The organism is Paraciimarium castrense LEGE 11436, assembly GCF_056633055.1.
Genome location: NZ_JBSJOW010000001.1, coordinates 553459 through 576814, shown reverse-complemented (window position 1 = coordinate 576814; position 23356 = coordinate 553459). Strand labels below are relative to the sequence as shown.

Genomic DNA, 23356 nt, shown 5'->3' with positions numbered 1-23356 from the left:
GCTCCGGCCGTGACGGATCCCGCTGCCCCCTGCCCCGCCTGGCTGGCCCCACGGCTGCGGGCCGCCGCTGGGGCGGTGCCGTTCAGCACCTTCATGGCCTGGGCTCTCCATGACCCCGACCACGGGGCCTACGGCGCCGGCCGGCTGCGCATCGGCCCCGGCGGCGACTTCGCCACCGCCCCCTCCCTGGGGGGCGAGTTCGCCGCCCTGCTGGCGCCCCAGGTCGCCGATTGGCTGGCGGCCCTCGGCCCCGGCCCCCTGGCCCTGGTGGAGGCAGGCCCCGGTGAGGGGTCCCTGGCCCTGCAGCTCTCCGAGGCCCTGCAGCGGGGCTGGCCCGATCTGGCGGCCCGGCTCAGCCTGGTGCTGGTGGAGCCCAATGCCGGCATGGCGGAGCGCCAGCGCCAGCTGCTGCAGGCCTCGCCCCTGCCCTGCCGCTGGAGCGACTGGCCTGAGCTGGCCCAGGCGCCCCTGCGCGGCGTGGTGCTGGCCCATGAGGTGCTCGATGCCCTGGCCGTGGAGAGGGTGGAGTGGGACGGGGCGCTCTGGCGCCAGCAGCAGGTGCGGCTCCGGGACGAGGACCCGGCCTGGCCCCTGCTCGTGCTGGAGCCCGGCGGGCCCCTGCAGCCCCGGGCGGCGGCATCCCTGCGCGCCCTTGGACTGGATCCGCCGGGAGACCAGCGGGGGCCGGGCTGGTGCACGGAGCTGCACCCGGGCGTCGGGCCCTGGCTGGCGGCCTGCGGCCAGGCCCTGGAGGCGGGCCAGCTGCTGGTGATCGACTACGCCCTGGAGGCCTGGCGCTATTACGCTCCGCAGCGCTCCGCCGGCACCCTGATGGCCTACCGCGGCCAGCAGGCCAGCCAGGATCCGCTGCAGGAGCCCGGCGCCTGGGATCTCACCGCCCACCTCTGCATCGAGAGCCTGCAGGCGGAGGCGAGGGCCGCCGGCTGGCGGACCCTGGGGCAGTGTCGGCAGGGGGAAGCGCTGCTGGCCCTGGGTTTGGCGCAACGCCTGCATGGACTGCAGCAGGACGATGGCGCCGGCCTGGCGTCCCTGCTCGCCAGCCGCGAGGCCCTGCTGCGCCTGGTGGACCCCCACACCCTCGGCGACTTCCGCTGGCTGGCCTTCAGCTCCGGCCTTCCTCCCGAGGCGGGGGAGCCGCCTCTGTTCCTGCGGGAGCCCGGGGGCGTTGGGGTGGATGCTCCGCCCCGGAGCGGGTGAGCCGTTGCGGGGATCGCTGCAAAAGGCCTCTGGCAGCGCCAGGTTCCAGCTGGAAGCGGTTACTGTCAGTCGCGCCCGGGAGTCCCCCCCCTGATCGACACCTTCCGCCTGCTGGAAGCCCTTGTTCTGGGTGCACTCCTGGCGGGACTGCTGGGACTGATCGGCCGCAACAATCTCTTCCTCAAGGCCCTGGCCATGGACGTGATGGGCACAGCGGCCGTGGCCCTGTTCGTGCTGGTGGCGGCCCGCAGCGGCCTGCGCACCCCCATCGTGGCCAACCCCGACAGCCTCGACTCGATCACGGCCTGGGCCGATCCGATCCCCCAGGCCGTGATCCTCACCGCCATCGTGATCGGCCTTTCGATCCAGGCCCTGTTGCTGGTGGTGATCACGCGCCTGTCGGCGGTGGATCCCCTGCTCGAGGCCCTCAGTTTCGAGCAGCCCGAGGCCCAAGAGCCGTGGCGATGAGGGGTCTGTGATGTCCACCACCACCGTCACCCTGCTGATCGCCTGGCTGCTGTTCCCCTTCCTGGGGGCCTTCCTGGCGGCGCTGCTGCCCTCGCTGGCCCGCTGGCTCACCCTCGTCTGCGCCGTCAGCACCACGGCAGTGGGCGTGCTGCTGTTCCCGTTCAGCACTCCCTGGTCGCTGGAGCTCACCGGGCCCCTGGGGGTGTTGCTGCAGGCCGATGCCCAGGCGGCTCCCTTCCTGCTGCTCAATGGCCTGGTGGCCCTGGCCGTGCTGCTGGACACCTGGCGACGGCCGCCGCTGGGGCCGTTCCTGCTGCTGGTGATGGTGCTGGTGGGAGGGCTCAATTCGGCCTTCCTGGCCGTCGATCTGGTGAGCCTCTACGTGGCCCTGGAGGTGGTGGGCGTCACGGCCTTCCTGCTGATCCTGCAGAAGCGGCAGCCCCAGCAGCTCTGGATCGCCCTGCGCTACCTGCTGGTCAGCAACAGCGTCATGACGCTCTATTTGGTGGGTGCCGCCCTGCTCTATCTGCAGACCGAGAGTTTCCGCCTCAAGGCCCTCTCCAGCCCGGCCATGGAGCCCCGCAGCCTGGCGGTGGTGGTGGCCCTGCTGCTGGTGGGCCTGCTGGCCAAGTCCGGGGTGTTCCTCTCGGGGCTGTGGCTGCCCCGCACCCATGCCGAGGCGCCCTCTGAGGTGTCGGCGCTGCTCTCGGGGGCCGTGGTGGCCGGCGGACTCTGCCCGCTGCTGCGCCTCTCCAATCAGCTGCCCCAGCTGCAGCCGCTGCTGCTGGCGATCGGCCTGGCCAGTGCCCTGTTCGGGGTGATCTACGCGCTGGCTGAAACCGATCTCAAGCGCGTGCTGGCCTGGAGCACCCTGGGGCAGGTGGGCCTGGTGATCATCAGCCCGGTCACGGGGGGTGTCTATGCCCTGGCCCACGGCCTGGCCAAGGCCTGCCTGTTTCTGGTGGCCGGGCGCGCCGGCAGCAGGGATCTGTCCCGCTGGCGGCAGCAGCCCCTGGAGGCGGGGCTGGCCGTGCCCCTGCTGCTGGCCTCGCTCTCGATCGCCGGAGCGCCCCTGCTGCTGGGCTACTGGACCAAGACCCAGCTCAACGCCGAGATGGCCAGCCAGCTCTCCCCCCTGCTGGATCGCACCCTGCTGGTGGCGAAGGTGGGCACGGCCGCCGTGTACGCGAGGCTCTGCTGGCGGCCGATCCGCTGGCAGGGGCCCTGGCCTTCCGCGGGAGTGGGGCTGCTGGTGCTGCTGCTGGTGGCCCTCGGCCTGCTGCAGGGGCCCCTGCCCTCCCTGGGGGGTGCCCTCAAGGCGCTGGCCGTGATCGCCGCAGGTGTGGCGGTTCACGCTGGCCTCAGCCTGGTGGCCCAGGCGCTGCGCCGGCGTCGCCAGGCAACGGCAAGCCCGGCCCCTGATCTGGCCCCAGGCCCGGTTCTGGATCCACCTCCCCTGCCGCTGCCGCTGCCCGATCTGGAGCGACTGCAGGAGCTGCTCGGCGGCATCGCCGTGGTGGGTGCCGCCCTGGTGGCCGCCCTGATGCCGAGGGAGGCGCTATGGCCCGGCTGATCACGGTGGCGATGAGGCTGTTGATCTGGTGCCTGCTCAGCGGCGACCTGAGCACCACCAACGTGGCGATCGGCCTGGCGGTGGCCCTGGCCCTGCCGATGGGGCGCAGTCGCCACGTGCCGCTGCGCCAGCTGCTGAGCCAGTTGCTGGCCAGCCTGGTGGCGATCCCGGTGGCCTATGGCGAGGCGTTCACCCTGCTGTTTCTGGGCTCGCGGCTGCAGGGCAGGGTGGAGCCCTCGCCGGTGAGGGCCCAGGGCTCGGCCCTGCTTACTTTCCTGGAGGTGTTCCGCATCACCCTCACGCCGCTCACGATCGCGCTGGGGGTGGAGCGCGACGGGCGGGCCTACAGGGTGCACCGCATGGCAAGGCCGGAGGGCAAGCCATGGGCCTGATCCTGCTGGGCATGGTGCTGGCCCTGCTGCTGCCGATCCTGGTGGCCTGCAATTCCACGGATGTCTGGCATCGGCTGGCGGCCTTCGCGAGTGTGTCCACCAAGGTGGCGATCCTGATGCTGGCGGTGTCGGTGGTGCGTGACGACTGGATGCTGGGCATCGTGGGCGTGATCGTGCTCAGCGTGGGCAACTCGGCGGTGATGCTGCTGGCCAACCTGCTGCGGGGGGTGGACCGATGAACCTCAGCGTTGTGAGCATGGTGCTGCTGCTCAGCGGCCTGGTGCTCTGGTTCTCCGGCACCTGGCCCCTGCTGGGCCGCACCAGCTTTCTGCGCAAGCTCCACTACCTGGGCATCGCCGACACCCTCGGCTCGGCCCTGATGCTGGTGGGCCTGCTGCTGCGCTTCGTGCCGGAATGGCCGCTGCTGCTGCTGGCGCTGCTGTCGCTGGTGGTGTGGAACACGATCTTCGGCTACGTGCTGGCCAGCTGCTCCCAGCCCCTGCCGCTGCCCCCGGCCAAGGGCCCCGAGACGGCGCCAGGGGATCCGTCTTGAGCTCCATGGACTTCACCCTCACCAGTGACGCCGCCCTGCTGCTGCCGATCACGGCGCTGCTGCCGCTCACGGCGATCCTGCTGGTGGCCCAGTCGAACCCCTACCAGACGCTGGTGATGCGGGGCATCCTCGGCGCGGTGGCGGCCCTGATCTACGCCCTGCTCGGTGCCGCCGACGTGGCCCTCACCGAGGCCCTGGTGGGCACCCTGCTCTCCACCACGCTCTATGCCGTGGCCCTGCGCTCCTCGATGGTGCTGCGGCTGGCCCTGCCCGGCGGGGCGCTGCCGCCCGAGGCGATCAGCCAGCGCCTGCGGGCCTGGCTGGAGCCGCTGCACCTGCGCCTGGAACTGGTGCCCCTGCCCCAGGCCGGTGAACCCGGCCTGCACGGCCGCCTGATCCGGCTGGAGGCTGAGCCCTCCTATGCATTGCTGCTGCATCGTCCCCAGCTGCTGGAGCATCTGGCCGCTCTGCCCGGGGCCACCCATTGGCGCGAGGAGGGCCACCGGCTGGAGCTGATCCGCTCGGAGGGGCCCGATCCAGCGCCGGCGGCTGACGACGGCCCAGCCCCTGGAGAGGTGGCGCCATGAACTGGGTCTATGCCCTGGCGGCCGTGCTGCTCTGTCTGTCACCCCTGGCGCTGGCCCTACCGCAGCCGGCACCGATCGACCAGGTGCTGGAGCTGCTGCTGCGCACCGGCGATGTGCCCAACCTGGTGGCCACCGTGATCCTCGAGACCCGCCTCTACGACACGGTGTCGGAGGTGGTGGTGTTCACCCTGGCCTCGATCGGCGTGCGCTGGATCTTCAGTGGTGAGCCCAGCCAGCGCCGCATCCGCGGCCTGCAGGACGCCCCCTCGGTGGTGCTCTGCCAGCTGGGCTCCACGGTCTGCGCCCTGGTGGCGGTGGAGCTGGCCCTGCGGGGCCACCTCTCGCCGGGCGGCGGCTTTGCGGCCGGGGTGTCCGGCGGAACGGCGATCGGCCTGCTGCTGATCAGCGGCTCGGTGCGCCTGGCGGATCGCCTCTACCGGCGCTACCGGGCCGACCTGTGGGAAAAGGCCGCGGTGGTGGCCTTCCTGCTGGTGGCCCTGCTCAGCCTGGAGGGGGTGGTGCCCTGGGGCAGCGGCAGCTTCGGCACGATCGACAGCGGCGGCTGGATCCCCCTGCTCAACGTGCTGGTGGCCGTGAAGGTGACCCTGGGCTCCTGGGCCATGGTGCAGTTGCTGGTGCGCTACCGGGGCCTGCTCTAGCTGGCGGCGAGCCAGGCGGCCAGCGGCTGGGGTGGTTGATCCTGGCTGCTGGTGATCTCCACGATCTGTCCCACCGACGCCGGGGTGTCGAGGCAGTCGAGGCAGACGCGGGCCACCAGGCGCCTGGGAATGCTGTTGCTCTCCTGCTGGTCGGGGCCGCTGAACACCACGCCCTCGCTCTCGAGGCCCTCGTCCCGCTCGCTCAGCCCCCCCGGCCGCACGACGGTCCAGGCCAGGCCGCTCTGCTCGAGCCAGTGCTCCCCCAGCCGTTTCCACAGCAGGATCAGCCCGAACAGGTTGAGGGGATGCAGCAGCCGGCCGGCGCAGAGCGAACTCACCAGCACCACCCGGTTCACGCCCACGGCGGTGCAGGCGCCGATCTGCTCACGCACCCTGAAGGCATCCACCTTGAGCGGGCCGGCCAGGTCCACCGAGGGCCGGGCGCCGGTGGCGATCACCAGGGCCTCGCAGCCGGCCAGGGCCCGCTGCAGCGCTGCGGTATCCCCCAGTTCGAGCCGCACCACATCCGCCCCCTCCAGCCCTGCGGGCAGCTGGGAGGCGGGCCGCACCAGGGCCTTCACCTGGTGGCCCCTGGCCAAGGCCTCCTGCACCACCCGCCAGCCGGTCTTCCCGGAGGCTCCGCTCACGGCAATCGTGGCCATTCCGCACACCCGATGAATCGGCCATGACCTTAAGCAGCCTGCGGGGCCCCGCTCCGGGGAGAGCCTAAAATTGCAGTGGGACAGAAGCTTTGAAGTCAGACGCTGATGGCGGTGGAGTCCCAAGACCGTGGTGATCTTGTGGCGCTGTCGGAACGCTGTTTCGACCGGAACCGCCATCCCCTCTGCGGCAAGGCGGATGTTGTGAACGCCCTGGGTTGGGCGAATGGCTACAGCCGTTACCTCGAGATCGCCACACCCACCACAGGCGGGCGGTTCGCGGCCGTGTGCCGCCGCCAGTTTGTGCATTGCCGCCGCGTTCTCTACAACGCTCCGGCGGACTTCTCGGACGGTCTGCCGGTGCACCACCGCGAGGAGGGTGACGAGGGGGCCAGCTGTCTGCAGCGCGTTGTCGCGGCAGGCAAACGCTTCGATGTGATCTTCATCGATTCTCATCACACCTATGTGGCGTCCAGCCTCGATCTCCACTACGCGCTCCGCCTGTTGAGCCCTGGCGGAGTGATCGTGGTGCATGACTGCAATCCCCCCGACCCTGCGCTGGTGTGCCCCGAGCATCGCCAGGGGGAATGGATGGGCCAGACCTACCTGGCCTTTCTCGATGTGGTGAGCCGGCGCCATGCTCTTGATTACTGCGTGGTCAACACCGACTGGGGTGTCGGGCTGATCTGGCAGGCCGTTGACCTCTCCCCACACCGCTTTGCCGACCTTCCAGAACGCCCTGAGCTGAACGGGGTGGATCTCCGATGCTGGGAAGACTTTTCCCGCCACCGGAGAGCTCTGCTGCGGCTGATCAGCGTCCGCCGCTTCCTGCGGGTGTTTGCTGGTCTGCGCCTGCCTGATCCCGGATGACGATGCGGCCGCGCCATCATCCGGCAAGCCAATTCCAGCCCATGGCTTCCTCCGGCACGCTTCCAGTCAGCACCCTCGGCCCCCCCCCTGGCGTCGAGCAGGAGAGCTGGCGTCAGCACTGGCAGCAGCGCTGGTATGCCGTGGCCTATCTGGACGATCTCGATCGTTCCAGACCCACTCCCTTCACCCTGCTGGAGCAGGACCTGGTGCTCTGGTGGGACGCCGGGGCCGAGCAGTGGCGCGCTTTTGCCGATGTCTGTCCGCACCGCCTGGTGCCCCTCAGTGAGGGGCGGCTCAATGGCCGCGGAGAGCTGGAGTGCCCCTACCACGGCTGGAGTTTCGACGGCAGCGGTCACTGCACCGCCATCCCCCAGGCCGACGCCGCCCAGGCCGGCAACGCCTGCGCCAGTGCCCGCTCGAGCTGCGGTGTGTTCGCCACGGCCACCGGCCAGGGGCTGTTGTTTGTATTCGCGGGAGAGGCGGAGCTGGCGGGCCAGCGGCCCCTGCCTCTGGTGCCCAGCCTGGAGGAGCCCGGCTGGCTGGTGCAGGACACCTTCCGGGATCTGCCCATGGATGCCCTCACCCTGCTGGAGAACGTGCTGGATGTGAGCCATGTGCCCTTCACCCACCACCGCACCGTGGGCCGGCGGGAGAACGCGGCGCCGGTGGAGGCCCTGATCACCAGTGAGGGCGCCGAGGGTTTCACGGCCACCTGGGAGGAGGGGCCTCGCCGGGGCAAGCTCGGCAGCCAGTTCACCACCTTTGCGGCGCCGGGCCTGATGTGGCACGACCTCACCGCCAAGGGCTTTGCCCGCATCCTCACGGTGGTATACGCCACGCCGATCCGGCCGGGGGAATGCCGCCTGTTCGCCCGCTTCCCGTTCCAGTTCGAGTCGGCGTTGCCCAGGCTGCTGCTGCCCCTGCGGCCCCGCTGGCTGCAGCACCTGGCCAACCACATCGTGCTGGAGGACGACCAGGTGTTCCTGCACGGCCAGGAGCGGCGGCTGCAGCAACGCGGCGGTCGCTCAGCCTTCACCCAGGCCTGCTTCCTGCCCACCAGTTCGGATGTCTACGTGCGGGCCCTGCATGCCTGGATCGAGAACCATGGCGGCGAGCCCTTCCCTGGCAGGTCGCTGCCCCCGCGGCTCGGGGTCGACGCTCTGATGGAGCGGCAGCAGGCCCACACGAGCCACTGCCGGGCCTGCTCCGGTGCTCAACGGGGCCTGCGCCGGCTGCGGCCCTGGCTGCAACTGTTCACCGGCCTGGCGCTGGTGTCCACGGCCGCCCTGGCTGGTGCGGCCCTGGCTGGCGGAGTGGGCCTGGGGGCTGGCTGGCTGCCCTGCATCGGTGCTGGGCTGCTGAGCCTGGCGGGCTGGCAGGGGCTGGCTCAGCTGGAGCGCTGGCTGGAGGGCCTCAGCCGAGGGGCAGGCCTGCCCCCCCGCAACGCTCCAGAGCCCGGCCGGTCAGAGACTCCTCGCCCAGCTGCGGTGCCTGCCGATCGGCGATCCGCGCGCGCACAAGATCCCGTGACGTGATCCGGTAACCGAGGGTGCGGGCGGCGAGCACCAGCTCAGGCTCGCTGCGGCAGTGGCTCAGGGCCCGGCGCAGGGCGTTGTCGGCCTCGGCACTCTCCACCAACCGTTCCAGTTCACTCCAGCTCATCGCCGATCGCGCCTCTGGGGGCCTGCTCAGTGGACATCACCACCTTGCCCGTGGTCGCGGCGAACAGCAAGGTTCCGCCCGTTACCGTCCACGCTCTGCCGTCCGCCCTGGGGCTCTGACCGATCAGACGTGCTGATTGCCAGGCCGCCGGGGTTGGCAAGGGCTGAGGTCTCGCTAAGCAGAGGAGGCAGGGCGAGGGGTTTGCATGGATCGCTTTCCGCCCGACACCGGGGATGATCAACCGATCACACCCCATGCGGCGCCCATCCTTGATGTGGAGGGCCAGCTCACCTACATCGGCGATGACGGCCGCCGCTACGTGGTGGGGTTGCCCCCGGAGGCGGATGAGGAGAGCGTGGAGCGGGTGATGGCCACCCTGCGCCGCGGTGCCGGCCTGTTCCAGCAGATCGAAGACCTCTGCCATCGCTGGATCCACGAGGTGAGCGGCGCCGAGCTCGAATCGCGTGCGGCCCTGGTGCTGCTGCTCACCACCCTGGAGACGGCCCTGGAGGAGGACTATCCCGAGAGCAGCTCCGACCCCTGAGCGCAGGCCCGCAGGGCCTCGAGGATGGTGTCGCGTTCCACGTCGTCGCGGATCTCCACGCTGCCGATCGCCGTGGGCAGCACGAAGCGCAGCCGGCCCTCGCGCACCTTCTTGTCGCCCTGCAGGCAGCGCAGCACGGCCTCGGGGTCCAGCTGCGGCCACTGCCTGGGCAGACCGGCGGCGTCGATCAGGGCCAGCTGGCGGGCCTGGTCGGCTGGGCTCCAGAGCCCCATCGCCACGGCGATCTCGCCTGCGACCGCCATGCCGATCGCCACGGCCTCGCCATGCAGCCAGGTGCCATAGCCACAGAGGGTCTCCACCACGTGGCCGAGGGTGTGGCCGTAGTTGAGGATCGCCCGCAGGCCGCCCTCCCGTTCGTCGGCCGCCACCACGCGGGCCTTGGCGGCGGCGGAGCGCTCCAGCAGGGTGTGCAGCAGCTGGGCTCCCACCGCATCGCGGCTGGCCAGGGCAGTGCCGGGCTGCTGCCGCGCTGCCGTTTCGAGGGCGTCGAACAGCCCGGGATCGCCGATCACGCCGTACTTGATCACCTCGGCCATGCCGGCCCGGAACTCCCGCTCCGGCAGGGTGCTGAGCACCAGCGGATCGATCAGCACCAGACGCGGCTGGTGGAAGGCGCCGATCAGGTTCTTGCCGCCGGGGTGGTTGACGCCGGTCTTGCCGCCGATCGCCGCATCCACCATCGCCAGCAGGGTGGTGGGCACCTGCACCACGGCGATGCCCCGCAGCCAGGTGGCGGCGGCGAAGCCGGCCATGTCACCCACCACGCCACCGCCGAGGGCCACGATCAACGAGCCGCGCTCCAGTCGCTGCTTGAAGGCGGCGTCGTGGATCAGGCCCACGGTGGCGGGGGTTTTCTGGTCTTCCCCGGCTTCGATCACCAGCCGCTCGGCGGCCAGGCCGGCCCGCTCCAGGCTGGCCAGCACCGTGGCGCCGTAGGGGCGGTCCACATCGGGGTTGGTCACCACCAGCACCTTGGTGCCGGCCTTCAGGCCCAGCTGCCGCAGCCGCTCGCCCAGCTGGGCCAGGCAGCCTTCGCCGATCACCACCGGGTAGGGGTTGGTGCTGAGCTCCACGGCGATGGTGCGGATCGCGGCGGGGGTGGCGGCCATGGGCGGGGGCGGAGGTGGAGCGAGGCTAGGGCTCATGGGGCGGCCGGACGCTGCGCCGCAGGAAGAAACCGGCTGATGAACAGGGCCATCGGGGTGGGACCGCAGCGGGGGTGCCAGCTGGCACCGGGCAGGCGGCGCCAGCACTGCACCAGCAGATGGGGATCCGCGGCTGGAGTCAGTTCGATGCCGTAGCGGTACTCCGCGTCGGCGGCCTGTTCAGGCGCGGCGAGCGGTTCTGCCCTGGACTGGGTGCTCAGGAAGGCAGCGAGGAACGTGGAGGCATCACCGCCTTCCCGCAGGGCGGTGGCGAACCGCCAGGCGGCGCCGGTGGGATAGCCGTCGTGGTGGAGGTAGAGATGGCACTCAGGTATCCCTGGGAAGCCAGTGAAGGAGTAGACGGCGCGGGTGGCCAAGGCGGTGGGACGGCTGCACTGGGGAGTGCCACCGTCGTCAACCACTCGATCCTCACCGCGGCGGTCTGGGCATCGAGGCCATGCATGAGCGCAACGTGCGCAACCTCCCCCTCGATCTGGCGGCCGGCCTGGCCAAAGCGGTGGTGGAGATGGTGCAGCTCGATCGGAGGCGCGTGGGGCTGGCCTGCCATGGCACGAAAGCCAGCCCTCCGGCCCTCGTGAAGGAGAACGATTCCGATCACAAGCCCGTCGATTTCAAGTGGGCGATCTGCGCGGCATGGATGCCGTGTTCATCGCCGAGGTGCAGCAGGCCCATGGCACGCTGCAAGAAACCTCCGGCTGATGCCATGGCGCGCCCCTACCAACCCTCTCTGCTGCGCCTGCTGCATGGGGGCACGGCCCTGCTGGTGCTGGGCTGCTGGCTGAGTGGCCTGTTCGTCTACAGCCGCTACGACGGCCGCTGGGGGCGACTGCCCTTCACCCCGGCTGGAGACTGGATCGACATCCATGGTCTGATCGGCGTTGGGCTGCTGGTGCTGGCCCTGCCCTTCGTGGCCTATGCCTTCACCCTGGGCCGCTCGCGGCTGCGGCGGTTGACCAACAGCCTGACCCTGGCGGCCCTGGCCGTGGCGATCGGCACGGGAAAGCTGATGGAGGAGGACTGGCTGAGGGAAGGCCAGCTGCACCATGTGGTGTATGGCCTTCACCTGCTGGGCTGGCTGCTGATCGGTCTGGCCGTGCTGGTGCACGTGGGCGACAGCCTGCGGCTGGGGGGCTGGCCGCTGCTGAACTCGATGGCCAGCCCAGTCCTGAAAAAGGGCGACCTGCCAGGCGACTGGCCGGCTCAGGTGGGGCGGTTTCTGCGGCGCGGAGGCTGACAGCGCCATGGCCTCCGCTTCGGCCAGAAGATCGAAAGCTGATGGATGCCCGAATCGCCTCCCTTGCGCTTACCGCTCGGGATGGCGCGGTAGTCGTAGACGCGGGCCGGCAGAATTTCATGCACCCCCTCAATCCGCTCGCAGGCGAAGGCGATCTCGCCATACACAATCAAGTTGATCACCACCGGCCTCGCGTCGAGGCAGGTGTTCGATCACCTGCTGGCCCATCCCGGCCTCACGGCAGAAGACCGGCCAGGCCTGCACCATGCCAGCTGCCGCAGTTGCGCGTCGATGGCGTCGTTTGCTGATCGCGGCTTCGGGCGACGCCTCCGACAACACAATCTCGCGCCACGGCTGCTCGTTCCGGCAGCGAGCCGCTGAGGTGAAGCGAGCGGCTCAGTTGTCGATGAACACCGAATGGGCCGTGCGCACGACCCGTGGATCGGGCTCACAGGCCACGTCGTGGTCTTTGTGCTCGTAGTCCAGGGCGTGGAGGACGCTGCGGATGGCACCGAGGCGGGCCCGTTTCTTCTCGTTTGAGTTGACGATCGTCCATGGCGCCACGAGGGTGTCGGTGGCGAGCAGCATCTCGTTGCGGGCTTCGGTGTAGGCGTCGTACTTCGCCACACTGGCTTCGTCGATGGGCGAAATCTTCCACTGCTTGAGCGGATCGTCGCGTCGATCGTCGAAACGCAGTTTCTGCCTGCCCTGCGACACGGTGAACCACATCTTGAACAGCCTAATTCCACTGCTCACGAGGGACTGCTCAAAGCCGGGAACCTGGCGCAGAAACAGGGCGTGCTGCTGCGGTGTACAGAAGCCCATCACCTTTTCGACGCCGGCCCGGTTGTACCAGGACCGGTCGAACATCGTGATTTCTCCCGCCGCTGGCAGGTGCGGAACATAGCGCTGAAAGTACCACTGGGTTGCTTCGGCATCGTTGGGTTTGGCCAGCGCCACATGTTCACTGCCGCGTGGATTGAGGTGTTCGCGGAACCGCTTGATCGATCCACCCTTGCCCGCCGCATCGCGACCTTCGAACAGGATCACCACGCGCTCTCCGACAGCCTTGATGTGACGCTGCGCCTTGAGCAGTTCAATCTGGAGCGATTCAAGGTCGCGCTTGTAGTGCTTCTTGTCGATCGTTTCGGAGTAGGGCAGATTGTTCTGCATCTCCTCGATCGACTGAACGGCTGAGGGGTGCTGCTTGCTCATGAGCCTGCTTCATGATCTGGCGATGCTCTCACACCCAGGCGGCGCAGAGCAGCTCCGCCTGGGCGAGCACGGTTTTCACCGCGGCTTCCTGCAGATCGGGGGGATAGCCGTATTTGTTGAGGATGCGCTTCACCATCACGCGGATCCGGGCGCGGGCACTTTCGCGCAGGGTCCAGTCGATCGACACGCTCTTCTTCACCTGGGTGATCAGCTCAGCAGCAATCAGTTTGAGCTTGGCGTCACCCATCGCCTGCACGGCGCTGTCGTTGGCGGCGAGGGCGTCGTAGAAGGCGACTTCGTCGTGGCTGAGGCCAAGGGATTCGCCGCGCTTGCTGGCGGCATCGAGTTCCTTGGCGAGGGCGATCAGCTCTTCGATCACCTGGGCTGTGGTGATGGCGCGGCTGTGATAGGAATTCAGGGTGGTTTTGAGCTTTTCGGAGAACACCTGGCTCTGCACCAGGTTGCGCTTGGAGCGCACTTTGAGCTCGTCTTTGAGCAGCTTCTCCAGCAGCTCGGCGGCCACGTTCCTGTGCTTGAGACCCCGCACCTCAGCCAGGAACTGATCGCTGAGGATGGAAATGTCGGGCCTGGGCAGGCCGGCGGCGGTGAACACATCGATCACCTGGCCATCGGTGGTGATGGCCTTGCTCACCAGCTGGCGGATGGCGGCGTCGATCTGCTCGGGCGCTCGGCTGGTGCCGCTGGTTGCCTTGGAGAAGGCCGCCTGAATGGCCTGAAAGAAACTCACGTCGTCGCGGATGGCGGTGGCCTCATCGCTGGCGGCGCTGAGGGCGAAGGCGCGGGAGAGTTCGGCCACCACCTGCAGCCAGCGCTGCTTGCCGTTCTCCTGCAGCAGGATGTGCTCCTGGCCGGCGGGAAGGAGCTGCAGGCGCTCGCTGGGGGTGCCGCTGCTCCAGGCCGACCAGTCGAAACCGTGCAGCAGATCCGAGGCGATGCCGTGCTTTTCGAGCATCACGGCGATGGCCTGGGCAGGGTCGAAGGTGGGGTCGCCCTGGCCGCCACTTTCGGTGTAGCTGGCCAGGGCGCGCTTGAGCTGATCGGCGAGGCCGAGGTAATCCACCACCAGGCCGCCGGGCTTGTCGCGGAACACCCGGTTGACGCGGGCGATCGCCTGCATCAGGCCGTGGCCCTGCATCGGTTTATCGGCATACATGGTGTGCAGGCAGGGGGCATCGAAGCCGGTGAGCCACATGTCACGCACGATCACGATCCTGAAGGGGTCGGCGGCATCTTTGAAGCGGTTGGCCAGCTGGCGGCGCGCTTCCTTGCTGCGGATGTGGGGTTGCCAGTCGGGGCCGTCATCGGCGCTGCCGGTCATCACCACTTTGAGGGTGTCGTGTGCCCACTCGGGCCGCAGCTGGATCAGGGCGTTGTGGAGATCGACGCAGATGCGGCGGCTCATGCACACCACCATGGCCTTGCCATCCATCGCCTCCAGGCGTTTCTCGAGGTGAGCCACCAGGTCGGCGGCCACGAGCGCGAGGCGATCGGGATCGCCCACCAAGGCTTCGAGAGCGGCCCATTTGGTTTTCAGCTTTTCCTTCTGCGTGAGCTCCTCGCCTTCGGTGATCTGCTCGAACTCGGCATCCAGACCGGGCAGGGCGGCGGCATTGAGGGAAAGCTTGGAGATGCGGCTCTCGTAGTAGATCGGCACGGTGGCCTTGTCGGCCACGGCGCGCTGGATGTCGTAGATGGAGATGTAATCGCCGAACACCGCCCGGGTGTTGGCGTCGGTCTGCTCGATCGGGGTGCCGGTGAAACCGATGAAGGAGGCATTGGGCAGGGCATCGCGCAGGTTGCTGGCGAAGCCGTAGGAGATGGCGCCGGTCTTCTCGTTCACCTTGGCGCCGAAGCCGTACTGGCTGCGGTGCGCTTCATCGGCAATCACCACGATGTTCTGCCGGGCGCTCAGCTCGGGCATCGCTTCGCCCTTGTCGGGCATGAACTTCTGGATGGTGGTGAACACCACGCCGCCGCTGGCCCGGTTGAGCAGGTCGCGCAACTGCTCGCGGCTGGCGGCCTGCACGGGTGTCTGGCCGAGGATGTCGGCGCAGCGCTGGAACTGGCCGAAGAGCTGGTCGTCGAGATCGTTGCGATCGGTGAGCACCACCAGGGTGGGGTTCTGCATCGCGGCCGCGCGGATCATGCGGGCGGCGAAGAAGAGCATGGTGAAACTCTTGCCGCTGCCCTGGGTGTGCCACACCACGCCGGCGCGGCGGTCGCCCGGCCGGCCGCCCTGGCTGCGGCACGCAGGTCCCATGCCGCTGGCGCGCACGGTTTCCTGCACCGCCGCGTTCACGGCATGGAACTGGTGATAGCCGGCGATGATCTTGTGCAGGGCACCCGAATCCGGGTCTTCCTCGAAGACGATGAAGTGCTGCAGCAGATCGAGAAAGCGCTGCGGCGCGAACACGCCACGAATCAGCGTTTCCAGCTCCAGGGCCGTGGCCGGCGCGTCGGCTTCGCCATCGATGCTGCGCCACAGCTTGAACCACTCCTGGTTGGCCGTGATCGAGCCGATGCGGGCCTGCAGCCCATCGCTCACCACCAGGGCGGCGTTGTACTGGAGGAGTGAGGGAATCTCGGCTTTGTAGGTCTGCAGCTGGGCGTAGGCGCTCCAGATGCTGGCGTCTTCCGCGGCGGCGTTCTTGAGCTCAATCAGGCCGAGGGGGAGCCCGTTGAGGAACACCACCAGGTCGGGCCGGCGGTTGTGCTGGCCGTCGCTGACGGAGAACTGGTTCACCACCAGCCAGTCGTTGGTGGCAACGGTTGTGAAGTCGACCAGGCGCACATGGTCGCCGGCGATGCTGCCATCGGGCCGGGGGTATTCCACCGGCACACCTTCACGCAGCAGGCGGTGGAAGGCGCGGTTGGTCTGCAGCAGCGAGGGGGTAGCGAGGCGCAAGAGCTTGCGCAGCGCTTCTTCCCGGGCCTCCTCAGGAATGGTGGGGTTGAGCTGGCGGATGGCCTCGCGCAGCCGGCCCACCAGAACCACATCGCTGAACGACTCGCGCTCCGCCGCCGGTTCGCCGGGAGCCAGCTGGGGGCCGGGGAGCACGGCATAGCCCAGCTCGTTGAACCAGCCGAGGGCGGCCTCTTCGACCATGGCTTCGGTGAGGGTCATGGCTTGGGCCGTTTGGGCTTCTTCGGCCTCGGCAAGTTCTTCAAGTCCTTGGCAGCCTTCTCAAATTCCGCGTCGATACGCTGAGGTTGCGCATCGAGCAGCGCCCGATACCGGCCATACTCCAGCTCTGCTTTCCTCCTGGCAGACTCAGCAGAAACACTTCCTGCGTGATCCAGGACATCACGCCCGGAGATGGCCAGGAATTCATCCAGCTTCGTGATCCAGGCCTGCATCGTCATTGGCTTTCGCTCCAGCGCCTGGAGCTCCGCATATTCGATGTAGAGGCTAACGATACGGTTCAAGACCTGTAGTTCATCTGCTGAGAGGTAGTTCTTGGCGACAGACACGTCACCTTTACGAACGAGACCGCTTGGTCGTGTGGTCTGCAGGCCCATGAACGGCTTCGACGAATCCACCCGCTCGGCGATCACTTCAGCCGCCGTATGGCCATGGGCTGCCCAATGCATCTTGTTCTGCACAGTAGCGAAGAACAGCTGAGTTGTTTCCGCATCAGGCGTATAGTCCACACTCGTTGCATAGATATCCAGCACCTTCTGATAAAACCGACGTTCCGACGAGCGAATGTCGCGGATGCGATCGAGAAGCTCGTCGAAATAGTCTCTCTGACCCTTGCCATGGGGATTCTTCAGCCGCTCGTCGTCTATGGTGAAGCCCTTCACCAGATACTCGTTCAAGCAGCCGATGGCCCACTGGCGGAACTGGGTGCCTCGATGGCTGCGCACGCGGAAACCGACAGCCAGAACCGCTTCAAGTCGATAATGGCGAAGCTTGCGCGAGACCTCTCGCCCACCCTCCAAGCGAACTTGTAAGTAGTCCTTACAAGTTGCCGATTCGACCAGCTCACCCTCGGCAAAGATGCTCTTCAAATGCAGGGTCACGTTCTGGGGAGTCGTTTCAAACAGCTCGGCCATCTGTGCCTGGGTTAGCCACAGGGTTTCATCTTCTAGTCGGCATTGGATGCGCGTGCGGCCATCTTCTGTCTGGTAGAGGATGATTTCGGAGCCGGGCAAAACTTCGTCGCTCATGAGTTCAGCCAGCTTCTTGATTGAACTGTTGCAGATTCTGCAACAGTTGTTGGCGAAGCCTTGCAGCTGGCCGGGCGCCAGCCGAGGGCCGCCTCTTCGATGAGGGCTTCGTTGAGGGTCATGGCGGATTCAATGGACCCGTCGCAGCCGCGATGACCCCGCCCACGAACTCCTCCAACGCCAAGAGTATTGGCAGCCACTCCTGCCGCTCGATGGTGGCTTCCAGCGGGAGGTCGTCGTAGCGGAACACGGTGGCGAAAGGGGTCAGGTTTTCCACCGTCAGCAGAGCCTCGGGAATACGCACATCCACGGCAGCGAGCAGATCCAGCAGCAGACCCAGATCATGGGTGCGGGGGTAGTCGTGACCGCCCAGCGCCAGCAACGCCTTGATCAGCTTCTGCAGCACGGCAAGGTCTTGTGCAGCCTTGCGTTGCAGCAGCTGGGCCTGCTCAATCGCCCGCATAGAGCACCCGGCCTTGTGTACGGGCGGCGAACTCCACGGTGCCTGGCACCTGCGCGCGGGAGTCGTAGAGGGCCTGGCTGGTGACAATCAGATCGATCGGCATCAGCAGCCCGCGCAGGACACGGCGCAGGCGCAGCATCTCCTGGTATCGGTCGGCCACCTGGGCTTCCACCACCAGTAGATCAAGGTCGTTGGCACTGCTCAGATCCCCTGTGGCAGCAGAGACAAAGGCAATCAGGCGCGTGGGAGCGGCCGCGGCGACCAACCGGCGCACGGCTTCCGCGATCTTTTCGGGGGTCACCGCCCAGAGCTTGAGGGGAGCGCTGTCACTCGGCATGGGTCTCACCGGTGAGCCCGTCACTGGCCAGAAGCTAGATGGTATGCAGCTGTTTAGCAGGTGCGTTGGGTGGGGCCTCAAGGATCAGCGTCTGCGGAGGCCGCCGCCGCCGCCCGCTCCTGGTGATCCTTGAGGCTGATCCCGGCGGCATCCTTCCAGTCGAGCCGGCCGTTGGCGCTGCGGGCGAGCAGCAGCCCCGCCGCCTGGGACGGTGACTTGAACTCATAGTCCTGGAGCAGTTCCACCTGGTTGTCCAGCTTGGCGAGCACGCCCTGCCGGATGAGTTGCTCCCGCGTGCGCATCAGGGCGTCGGGAGTGCTGGCCACGAAGTCGCGGCGCCCCTTGGCCCCCTTGAGAACGGTGAACCCGTTGGGTGACTCGTATCCCCTGCCCTCGGCCTCCGGACCCCGGAGGAAGAAGAGGTTGCTGGGGCTCATGGAAGGGAAGGTTGGCGGCTGCTCGAAGGCCCTGAGCCCGAGAACCGGAAAGCAGACCAAGACCTCATCCAGGAAGCCCTCAGCCTCAGCGCGGTCCATCTCGGCCAGGTTCACAGCGTGGCCCTGCACCACGTTCTCCAGCCGGCAGCGCTTGGCCGCCTGGGCCAGGCCGATCAGCCGGGCCTCCAGGTGCTGGGCGTGGGCCTTGTTCAGGTAGCCGTCCTTGGAGGTGAAGGCGTAGGCGGTGGTCCAGAACTCCTTGGCCTGGTGCTGCTCCAGGCGCCGCCCGAGGGGGTCCGCCTCTCCGATGTACGCAAGGTCGGCGCCGCCGTCCTCAGGGTCGGGGCCTGTGAGCACATACACGCCAGGGCGTCCTGCCTCCGGGCGTTGGGTGAACTCCTTGAGCTGGGAGCGAGGGATCACGTAGCCGATGCCGCTCCAGTTCGTCTTCTCCACGATTCGCATCCCCTCCGGAAGCCCAGAGGGCACGAACAAGCGCAGGGCGAATGGGCGGGTGGTAGTCATGGAGTGAGGTGGTTTTTGGCGGTGTTTTCCTGTCGCTCGTGGTCGGGGTCTTCGTCTGCGATGGACTCGGTGGAGGGGGGGGTCAAGGCACCGGCTTCGCTTGGGTGCCGGGATCGGGGATAGCCTTAAAAAAGAAAGTGCTTGCGCTGCAAGGCTTTTGGAGGAAAGGCCACCCAGCTCGGTGCGGAGGAATTAAATGAAGCTCAGGCCCAGAACGGTAGGTACCGGGCAAATTTCCGGGAGCCGCCCACGCTTTGGTCCGGCTTGATCAGGCCAGCCTCAATCGTGGCCGCGATCACCTGGGAGGCGATGGCGGCCTTGTCCTCAGCGAGATGGAAACGATCGCGCAGCGACTGGTTGGTCATGTGCTGAGCCATCACCCATTTCAGTGCGCCGTGTTGGTAGCAGGCGCGTACACGGTCGTTGCGATCCATCCGCTCAAACAGCCGCGGGCCGAAGATCGTCACCGATGTGCGCCGGAAGATGGAGCGAAAATCGGGTGCCGGCAACTGGTACACCTCGGCCGCCTGCACGACACGATCGATGCCGCTGCTCTTTTCCTCACAAATACCCATGCGGCGCATCAGGTCTGCGAGCCTTTCGTTGCGTGATTGGTAAGCGTCGATGAAACGCTCCACAGGTACCAACGGTTCACCTGGATTCGAGATCTCAACACGGTTACTGTAGATCTCTACCATGACTCCCGCGCCTTGGATTGTGAAGTCCTGGTGGATCAAGGCGTTGGCGATCAGCTCTCGCATCACCACGTCGGGCACCAGCTTGACCTCCTTGCGCAAGGCATCCTCGATGACCTCGTTCTGGGGCAACTGGGACATCACGAAGAGAACCAAGCCCTGGAAACCAACGGCATATCCACGGCCGCCGGTCTGGTCGAGGCGGGTTTCCAGCTTTGATTCGCCTGCATAGACGACAACACGAGGCGCCTTGCGTGAGACATCAGAAAATTGCTCAAGGTGCCGCGCCAGCAGCAACGCCCCGAGTCGGCGAATGGTGTATGTGCTTCCATCTTGATCAATAAGGCCCTCGCTGCTCAGCCGCTCAAGCACGCCTGCGCGTTCGGTTGGGTATGGGAGGTTGAGCAACTCGAAGAAGGTCTGTGTGTCGAGAAGTTCCACCACCTGCTGTTCATCGAGGCCAGTGCGTGATGGCTCTTCCAGCCAGTCGGGCTGCCCTTCTGCGAAGATCCGCCGCAACTGGTCCTCGCTCATCGGCATGAGCGAGGAGCCGGTACGCATCAAGTATTTGCCATCATGGTGATAGGCAGTACCCCGAGGACGCGACGGAATGTAGAACACGAGCACACGCCCATCGGGATGCGCCACTGCCTCAATGTCCACACGGAAGCCAACCGACTGAAAGAGCCCTCCGGCAGCATCAACGGTATTCGGAAAGGCCTGCGTTCCAACGACGGCGCGCGGCGGCTGATCCGCTACCCCAAGCATGAGCACGCCGCCGCCCTCGCTGGCGATCGCAACACAGTATTCGCTCAGTTTGCGAGTGTCGAACTGCTGTTTTGCCTCCTTGAAATCCAGGCGCTGGCTTTCAGACGGTGCCTGCCGCCAGAGATTGATCTGCTCAGACGTCGTTCTCATCAGGCGACCTTGCCGATGAGCGACTCCGCATCCTTCACCATGAACTCCCCGCTCAGCAGCTTCGGCAGCAGCGTGTCGCGCAGGGTGGCGAGGGTGCGGGATTGGTGGATATTGGCGCGCACTTGCGCGAGCAAAGGTTCGACAGTCCGGTCGAACGCTTGCATCAGAGGGGCTGGCGGGAAAATGAAGTCAAGTGACTCGAAGGTCTGGCGCGTGATCGTATCAAAAACCGTCCCGTGGGTGCGTTGCTGGAGGTCGGCGGTGGCTTGGCGGAGCGAGAAATAGGTGAAGAAATCAGCGTAGGCATTCACGCCGCGCACGCCATAGCAGGATTGGTTCATTGCCATTTGGGTGCCGACGAGAGCGAGTCTCCCGACAGTGCCGCGTGCGCTGATGATGGTCGTTCCTTCCGGCAAGACTTGGGTCGCACTGTTATCGACTCCCAGCTTCGTGACCTGCTTCTCTGTCTGAATTACCCAAATGTCGGTTTCAGACGGAGCATCTTTCACGGAATACCATGGGATGTCACCGTCCCAATAATCCGGTTCGGATGTCTTGGGCGTGCCGCCGCTGAGGAGTTCGATCTTGTTTGCGAGAGAGCAGACTTCCCATCCCTGCGGAATTGGACCGAGCGCTGATTCCTCGAAGTGCTCGGGGAAGAGAGCTGCTGTTGGTGGATCAAGCCCAACAGGCTCCCGCCCATCAAGCTTGGCCCGCACAGGATCGAAATCCACGAACCAGCTCTGGAACAGCGCCCGCGCCATCGCCTCCAGCGTCGCGTTCATCCGCCGGTTCAACTCGATCTTGTCGTCCAGGGCCCCAAGCACCGCCGCGATGGCTTTTTGCTCAGACAACGGCAATAACTTCAAGGGCGCTGCGAACAAGTCATCTTGCCGTATGTGGATCTGGGTAGAACCCACATAATTATCCTGGATGTGTTGGCGATAGTCGGGGCCACAGCACCAATAGATCAGATATTGAGGATCAATCCTTGATTCGTCAACTCTAAAGATGGTCGCACCTTGATTAATGACGAAAGAATCGTGCTCCGGGATACGGGATACGAGACCCAGAAAGTTTGCAGCAAGGGTCAGGTCGCGAGTGGTGACGATAAGATCACCGGGCCCTGAAAAGCGCCAACCGTTAATCTTTGCGAACTCTGTGTTAACAAATTTTCCACCGTGTTCGACTCGGCCAGAAGGCTTCACATCTCCCTTCGTGAGGACCGGTGTGCCGCTGGATGTGTATTCCGATGTCTTGATAGGAGTTCCACCGCGGGATTCAACCACCACATCACTAAGAGTGAGCCACTCAACTGACATAACCCAGGCCCCGCAGGTTGGCTTGGATGGCTTGCTCCAATTTCGCGGACTCGGCGAACTGGGCATGCAGTTCAGCCACAAGACGTGGCATCTTCTCCTCGAATGGCTCGCCGTCGTCTTCCACCTCCTCCGCGCCCACGTACCGCCCCGGTGTGAGAACGTGGTCATGGGCAGCAATCTCAGCGGATGTAGCGGATTTGCAGAACCCAGGCACATCGTCGTAGCCACCCGCGCCGTTGGCGCCCCGCCAGCGGTGATACGTGCCACTGATCTTCTCCAGATCAGCCTCCAGCAGCTCCCGGTGCACCCGATCGATCAGGCTGCCGAGCTTGCGGGCATCGATGAACAGCGTGTGCCCGCGCCGATCGCGGAAGCCCCGTTGGCTGTCGGCAGCCTTGCTCTTCGCCAGGAACCAGAGACACACCGGGATCTGGGTGCTGTAGAAGAGCTGGCCGGGCAGGGCCACCATGCAGTCCACCAGGTCGGCCTCGATCAGGGCGCGGCGGATCTCGCCTTCGCCGCTCTGGTTGGAGCTCATGCTGCCATTGGCGAGCACGAAGCCGGCCATGCCCTGCGGGGCGAGGTGGTGGATGAAGTGCTGCACCCAGGCGAAGTTGGCGTTGCCCTTGGGCGGCACGCCGAACTGCCAGCGCACGTCGTCGTCCTTGCGGAACCAGTCGGAGTCGTTGAAGGGCGGGTTGGCGAGCACATAATCCGCCCGCAGATCCGGATGCAGGTCGCGGCGGAAGCTGTCGGCGTGCTCGGGGCCGAAATCAGCCGAAAAGCCACGGATCGCCAGGTTCATCACCGCCAGGCGGCGCGTGGTGGCATTGCTCTCCTGGCCGTAGATGGCCGTCTTGTCGCGCTGGCCGCCATGATCTTCGATGAACTTCTCGCTCTGCACGAACATGCCGCCTGACCCGCAGCAGGGGTCGTAGATGCGGGAATTGGCCTGGGGAGCCAGCATCTCCACCAACAGCCGCACCACGCAATTGGGCGTGTAGAACTGGCCGCCGTTCTTGCCCTCGGCCGACGCAAAGCGGGTGAGGAAGTATTCGTACACCCGGCCCAGCAGATCCACCGAGCGATGGGTCTGCTCCCCCTCGCTGGCGCCGCTCTCTCTTGAAGCAGTGAGTTCGATCGTGGCGATCACATCGATCAGTTCCCCCAAGCGCTGCTTATCGAGCCCCGGCCGGGCGTAGTCCTTCGGCAGCACCCCCTTGAGGCGGGGGTTGTCGCGTTCGATCGCCACCATGGCGTCGTCCACCAGCTTGCCGATGGTGGGCTGTTTGGCGTTGGCCTGCAGCTGATGCCAGCGAGCCTCGGCCGGCACCCAGAACACGTTCTCGGCCTTGTATTCGTCGGGGTCTTCCGGGTTGGCGCCCTCGTAGTCGCCAACGCCGGCCAGCAGCTTGGCGCGGTGCTCTTCGAAGCTGTCGGAGATGTATTTCAGAAAGATCAGGCCGAGTACCACGTGCTTGTACTCGGCCGCGTCCATGTTGTTGCGCAGCTTGTCGGCCGTGAGCCAGAGCTTGGCCTCAAAGCCCAGGTTGGCGGTGCCGTTGCTGGCGGCCCTGGCCTTGCGGCCGTTCTTCGCCGGTGCCGTGGCCTTCGTCACCGGTTCGGCCCCCACCAGCGACACGCTGT

Annotated in this window: 25 protein-coding genes and 1 pseudogene; 12 read left to right on the top strand and 14 right to left on the bottom strand. The window is 66.6% G+C overall.

Annotated features, from left to right (window positions below; translation table 11 throughout):
• Positions 1-9 precede the first annotated feature (9 nt).
• From ACWJIO_RS03125 to ACWJIO_RS03090, 8 genes are all read left to right on the top strand, one after another.
• On the top strand, positions 10-1218 hold the full coding sequence (locus tag ACWJIO_RS03125; RefSeq protein WP_480311320.1) for a class I SAM-dependent methyltransferase: 1209 nt from the start codon (positions 10-12) through the stop codon (positions 1216-1218).
• Positions 1219-1311: 93 nt separating this feature from the next.
• Positions 1312-1686 (top strand): cation:proton antiporter subunit C, encoded by a 375-nt coding sequence (locus tag ACWJIO_RS03120; protein WP_480311522.1) that lies wholly within the window; start codon positions 1312-1314, stop codon positions 1684-1686.
• Positions 1687-1696: 10 nt separating this feature from the next.
• Positions 1697-3259 carry a proton-conducting transporter transmembrane domain-containing protein gene (locus tag ACWJIO_RS03115; protein WP_480311319.1) on the top strand — a complete coding sequence of 521 codons (1563 nt, stop codon included), beginning with the start codon at positions 1697-1699 and terminating at the stop codon, positions 3257-3259.
• Positions 3247-3651 (top strand): Na+/H+ antiporter subunit E, encoded by a 405-nt coding sequence (locus ACWJIO_RS03110; protein WP_480311317.1) that lies wholly within the window; start codon positions 3247-3249, stop codon positions 3649-3651. Before ACWJIO_RS03115 ends, ACWJIO_RS03110 begins: the two co-directional genes overlap by 13 nt.
• Positions 3642-3890 carry a hypothetical protein gene (locus ACWJIO_RS03105; RefSeq protein ID WP_193913344.1) on the top strand — a complete coding sequence of 83 codons (249 nt, stop codon included), beginning with the start codon at positions 3642-3644 and terminating at the stop codon, positions 3888-3890. The genes ACWJIO_RS03110 and ACWJIO_RS03105 overlap by 10 nt, the downstream gene beginning before the upstream one ends.
• A complete protein-coding gene (locus tag ACWJIO_RS03100; RefSeq protein ID WP_480311316.1) occupies positions 3887-4204 on the top strand; it encodes a monovalent cation/H(+) antiporter subunit G in 318 nt (105 codons plus the stop codon). The genes ACWJIO_RS03105 and ACWJIO_RS03100 overlap by 4 nt, the downstream gene beginning before the upstream one ends.
• A 5-nt stretch (positions 4205-4209) precedes the next feature.
• Positions 4210-4791 (top strand): hydrogenase subunit MbhD domain-containing protein, encoded by a 582-nt coding sequence (locus tag ACWJIO_RS03095; RefSeq protein WP_480311315.1) that lies wholly within the window; start codon positions 4210-4212, stop codon positions 4789-4791.
• Entirely contained in the window at positions 4788-5450 is a 663-nt protein-coding gene (locus ACWJIO_RS03090; protein WP_480311314.1) for a Na(+)/H(+) antiporter subunit B, read from the top strand. The genes ACWJIO_RS03095 and ACWJIO_RS03090 overlap by 4 nt, the downstream gene beginning before the upstream one ends.
• Here the strand turns inward: ACWJIO_RS03090 and ACWJIO_RS03085 are convergent.
• Entirely contained in the window at positions 5447-6112 is a 666-nt protein-coding gene (locus ACWJIO_RS03085; protein WP_480311313.1) for an SDR family oxidoreductase, read from the bottom strand. The genes ACWJIO_RS03090 and ACWJIO_RS03085 overlap by 4 nt on opposite strands.
• A gap of 105 nt (positions 6113-6217) precedes the next feature.
• Between ACWJIO_RS03085 and ACWJIO_RS03080 the strand changes: the two genes are divergently transcribed.
• Positions 6218-6979: a class I SAM-dependent methyltransferase gene (locus ACWJIO_RS03080; protein WP_480311312.1), complete on the top strand. Its 762-nt coding sequence runs from the start codon at positions 6218-6220 to the stop codon at positions 6977-6979.
• A 41-nt stretch (positions 6980-7020) separates the two neighbouring features.
• Positions 7021-8514 (top strand): aromatic ring-hydroxylating dioxygenase subunit alpha, encoded by a 1494-nt coding sequence (locus ACWJIO_RS03075; protein WP_480311311.1) that lies wholly within the window; start codon positions 7021-7023, stop codon positions 8512-8514.
• Positions 8515-8557: 43 nt separating this feature from the next.
• Here ACWJIO_RS03075 and ACWJIO_RS03070 read toward each other — a convergent pair.
• Positions 8558-8641: pseudogene (locus ACWJIO_RS03070) on the bottom strand (nitrogen fixation protein); the annotation flags it as partial.
• A 205-nt stretch (positions 8642-8846) separates the two neighbouring features.
• Between ACWJIO_RS03070 and ACWJIO_RS03065 the strand changes: the two are divergent.
• Positions 8847-9185: a hypothetical protein gene (locus ACWJIO_RS03065; protein WP_193913354.1), complete on the top strand. Its 339-nt coding sequence runs from the start codon at positions 8847-8849 to the stop codon at positions 9183-9185.
• Here the strand turns inward: ACWJIO_RS03065 and aroB are convergent.
• Positions 9158-10315: a 3-dehydroquinate synthase gene (gene aroB / locus ACWJIO_RS03060; protein ID WP_480311310.1), complete on the bottom strand. Its 1158-nt coding sequence runs from the start codon at positions 10313-10315 to the stop codon at positions 9158-9160. The two genes, ACWJIO_RS03065 and aroB, sit on opposite strands and share 28 nt — an antisense overlap.
• Positions 10316-10347: 32 nt before the next feature.
• Positions 10348-10773 carry a hypothetical protein gene (locus tag ACWJIO_RS03055; RefSeq protein WP_480311308.1) on the bottom strand — a complete coding sequence of 142 codons (426 nt, stop codon included), beginning with the start codon at positions 10771-10773 and terminating at the stop codon, positions 10348-10350.
• A 35-nt stretch (positions 10774-10808) separates the two neighbouring features.
• Between ACWJIO_RS03055 and ACWJIO_RS03050 the strand changes: the two genes are divergently transcribed.
• On the top strand, positions 10809-11606 hold the full coding sequence (locus ACWJIO_RS03050) for a cytochrome b/b6 domain-containing protein (protein WP_480311307.1): 798 nt from the start codon (positions 10809-10811) through the stop codon (positions 11604-11606).
• Here the strand turns inward: ACWJIO_RS03050 and ACWJIO_RS03045 are convergent.
• The 10 genes from ACWJIO_RS03045 to ACWJIO_RS03000 form a co-directional block, all read right to left on the bottom strand.
• Positions 11573-11788, bottom strand: a complete 216-nt coding sequence (locus tag ACWJIO_RS03045; protein WP_480311305.1) for a hypothetical protein — start codon at positions 11786-11788, stop codon at positions 11573-11575. The genes ACWJIO_RS03050 and ACWJIO_RS03045 overlap by 34 nt on opposite strands.
• A gap of 214 nt (positions 11789-12002) precedes the next feature.
• Entirely contained in the window at positions 12003-12821 is an 819-nt protein-coding gene (gene ppk2, locus ACWJIO_RS03040) for a polyphosphate kinase 2 (RefSeq protein WP_480311303.1), read from the bottom strand.
• 28 nt (positions 12822-12849) lie between these two features.
• On the bottom strand, positions 12850-15966 hold the full coding sequence (locus ACWJIO_RS03035; protein ID WP_480311301.1) for a type I restriction endonuclease subunit R: 3117 nt from the start codon (positions 15964-15966) through the stop codon (positions 12850-12852).
• Positions 15963-17012: a virulence RhuM family protein gene (locus ACWJIO_RS03030; RefSeq protein ID WP_480311300.1), complete on the bottom strand. Its 1050-nt coding sequence runs from the start codon at positions 17010-17012 to the stop codon at positions 15963-15965. The genes ACWJIO_RS03035 and ACWJIO_RS03030 overlap by 4 nt, the downstream gene beginning before the upstream one ends.
• Before the next feature lie 118 nt (positions 17013-17130).
• Positions 17131-17418, bottom strand: coding sequence for a HEPN domain-containing protein (locus ACWJIO_RS03025; RefSeq protein WP_480311299.1), 288 nt, complete (start codon positions 17416-17418; stop codon positions 17131-17133).
• A gap of 43 nt (positions 17419-17461) precedes the next feature.
• Positions 17462-17812 carry a hypothetical protein gene (locus tag ACWJIO_RS03020; RefSeq protein WP_480311297.1) on the bottom strand — a complete coding sequence of 117 codons (351 nt, stop codon included), beginning with the start codon at positions 17810-17812 and terminating at the stop codon, positions 17462-17464.
• A gap of 77 nt (positions 17813-17889) precedes the next feature.
• The gene (locus tag ACWJIO_RS03015; RefSeq protein WP_480311295.1) at positions 17890-18774 is read right to left on the bottom strand and encodes a GIY-YIG nuclease family protein; all 885 of its coding nucleotides are present in this window, start codon (positions 18772-18774) and stop codon (positions 17890-17892) included.
• 203 nt (positions 18775-18977) lie between these two features.
• A complete protein-coding gene (locus ACWJIO_RS03010) occupies positions 18978-20387 on the bottom strand; it encodes an ATP-binding protein (RefSeq protein WP_480311294.1) in 1410 nt (469 codons plus the stop codon).
• Positions 20387-21709, bottom strand: a complete 1323-nt coding sequence (locus ACWJIO_RS03005; RefSeq protein WP_480311293.1) for a restriction endonuclease subunit S — start codon at positions 21707-21709, stop codon at positions 20387-20389. The genes ACWJIO_RS03010 and ACWJIO_RS03005 overlap by 1 nt, the downstream gene beginning before the upstream one ends.
• Positions 21699-23327 (bottom strand): type I restriction-modification system subunit M, encoded by a 1629-nt coding sequence (locus ACWJIO_RS03000; RefSeq protein ID WP_480311520.1) that lies wholly within the window; start codon positions 23325-23327, stop codon positions 21699-21701. Before ACWJIO_RS03000 ends, ACWJIO_RS03005 begins: the two co-directional genes overlap by 11 nt.
• Positions 23328-23356: the final 29 nt, after the last annotated feature.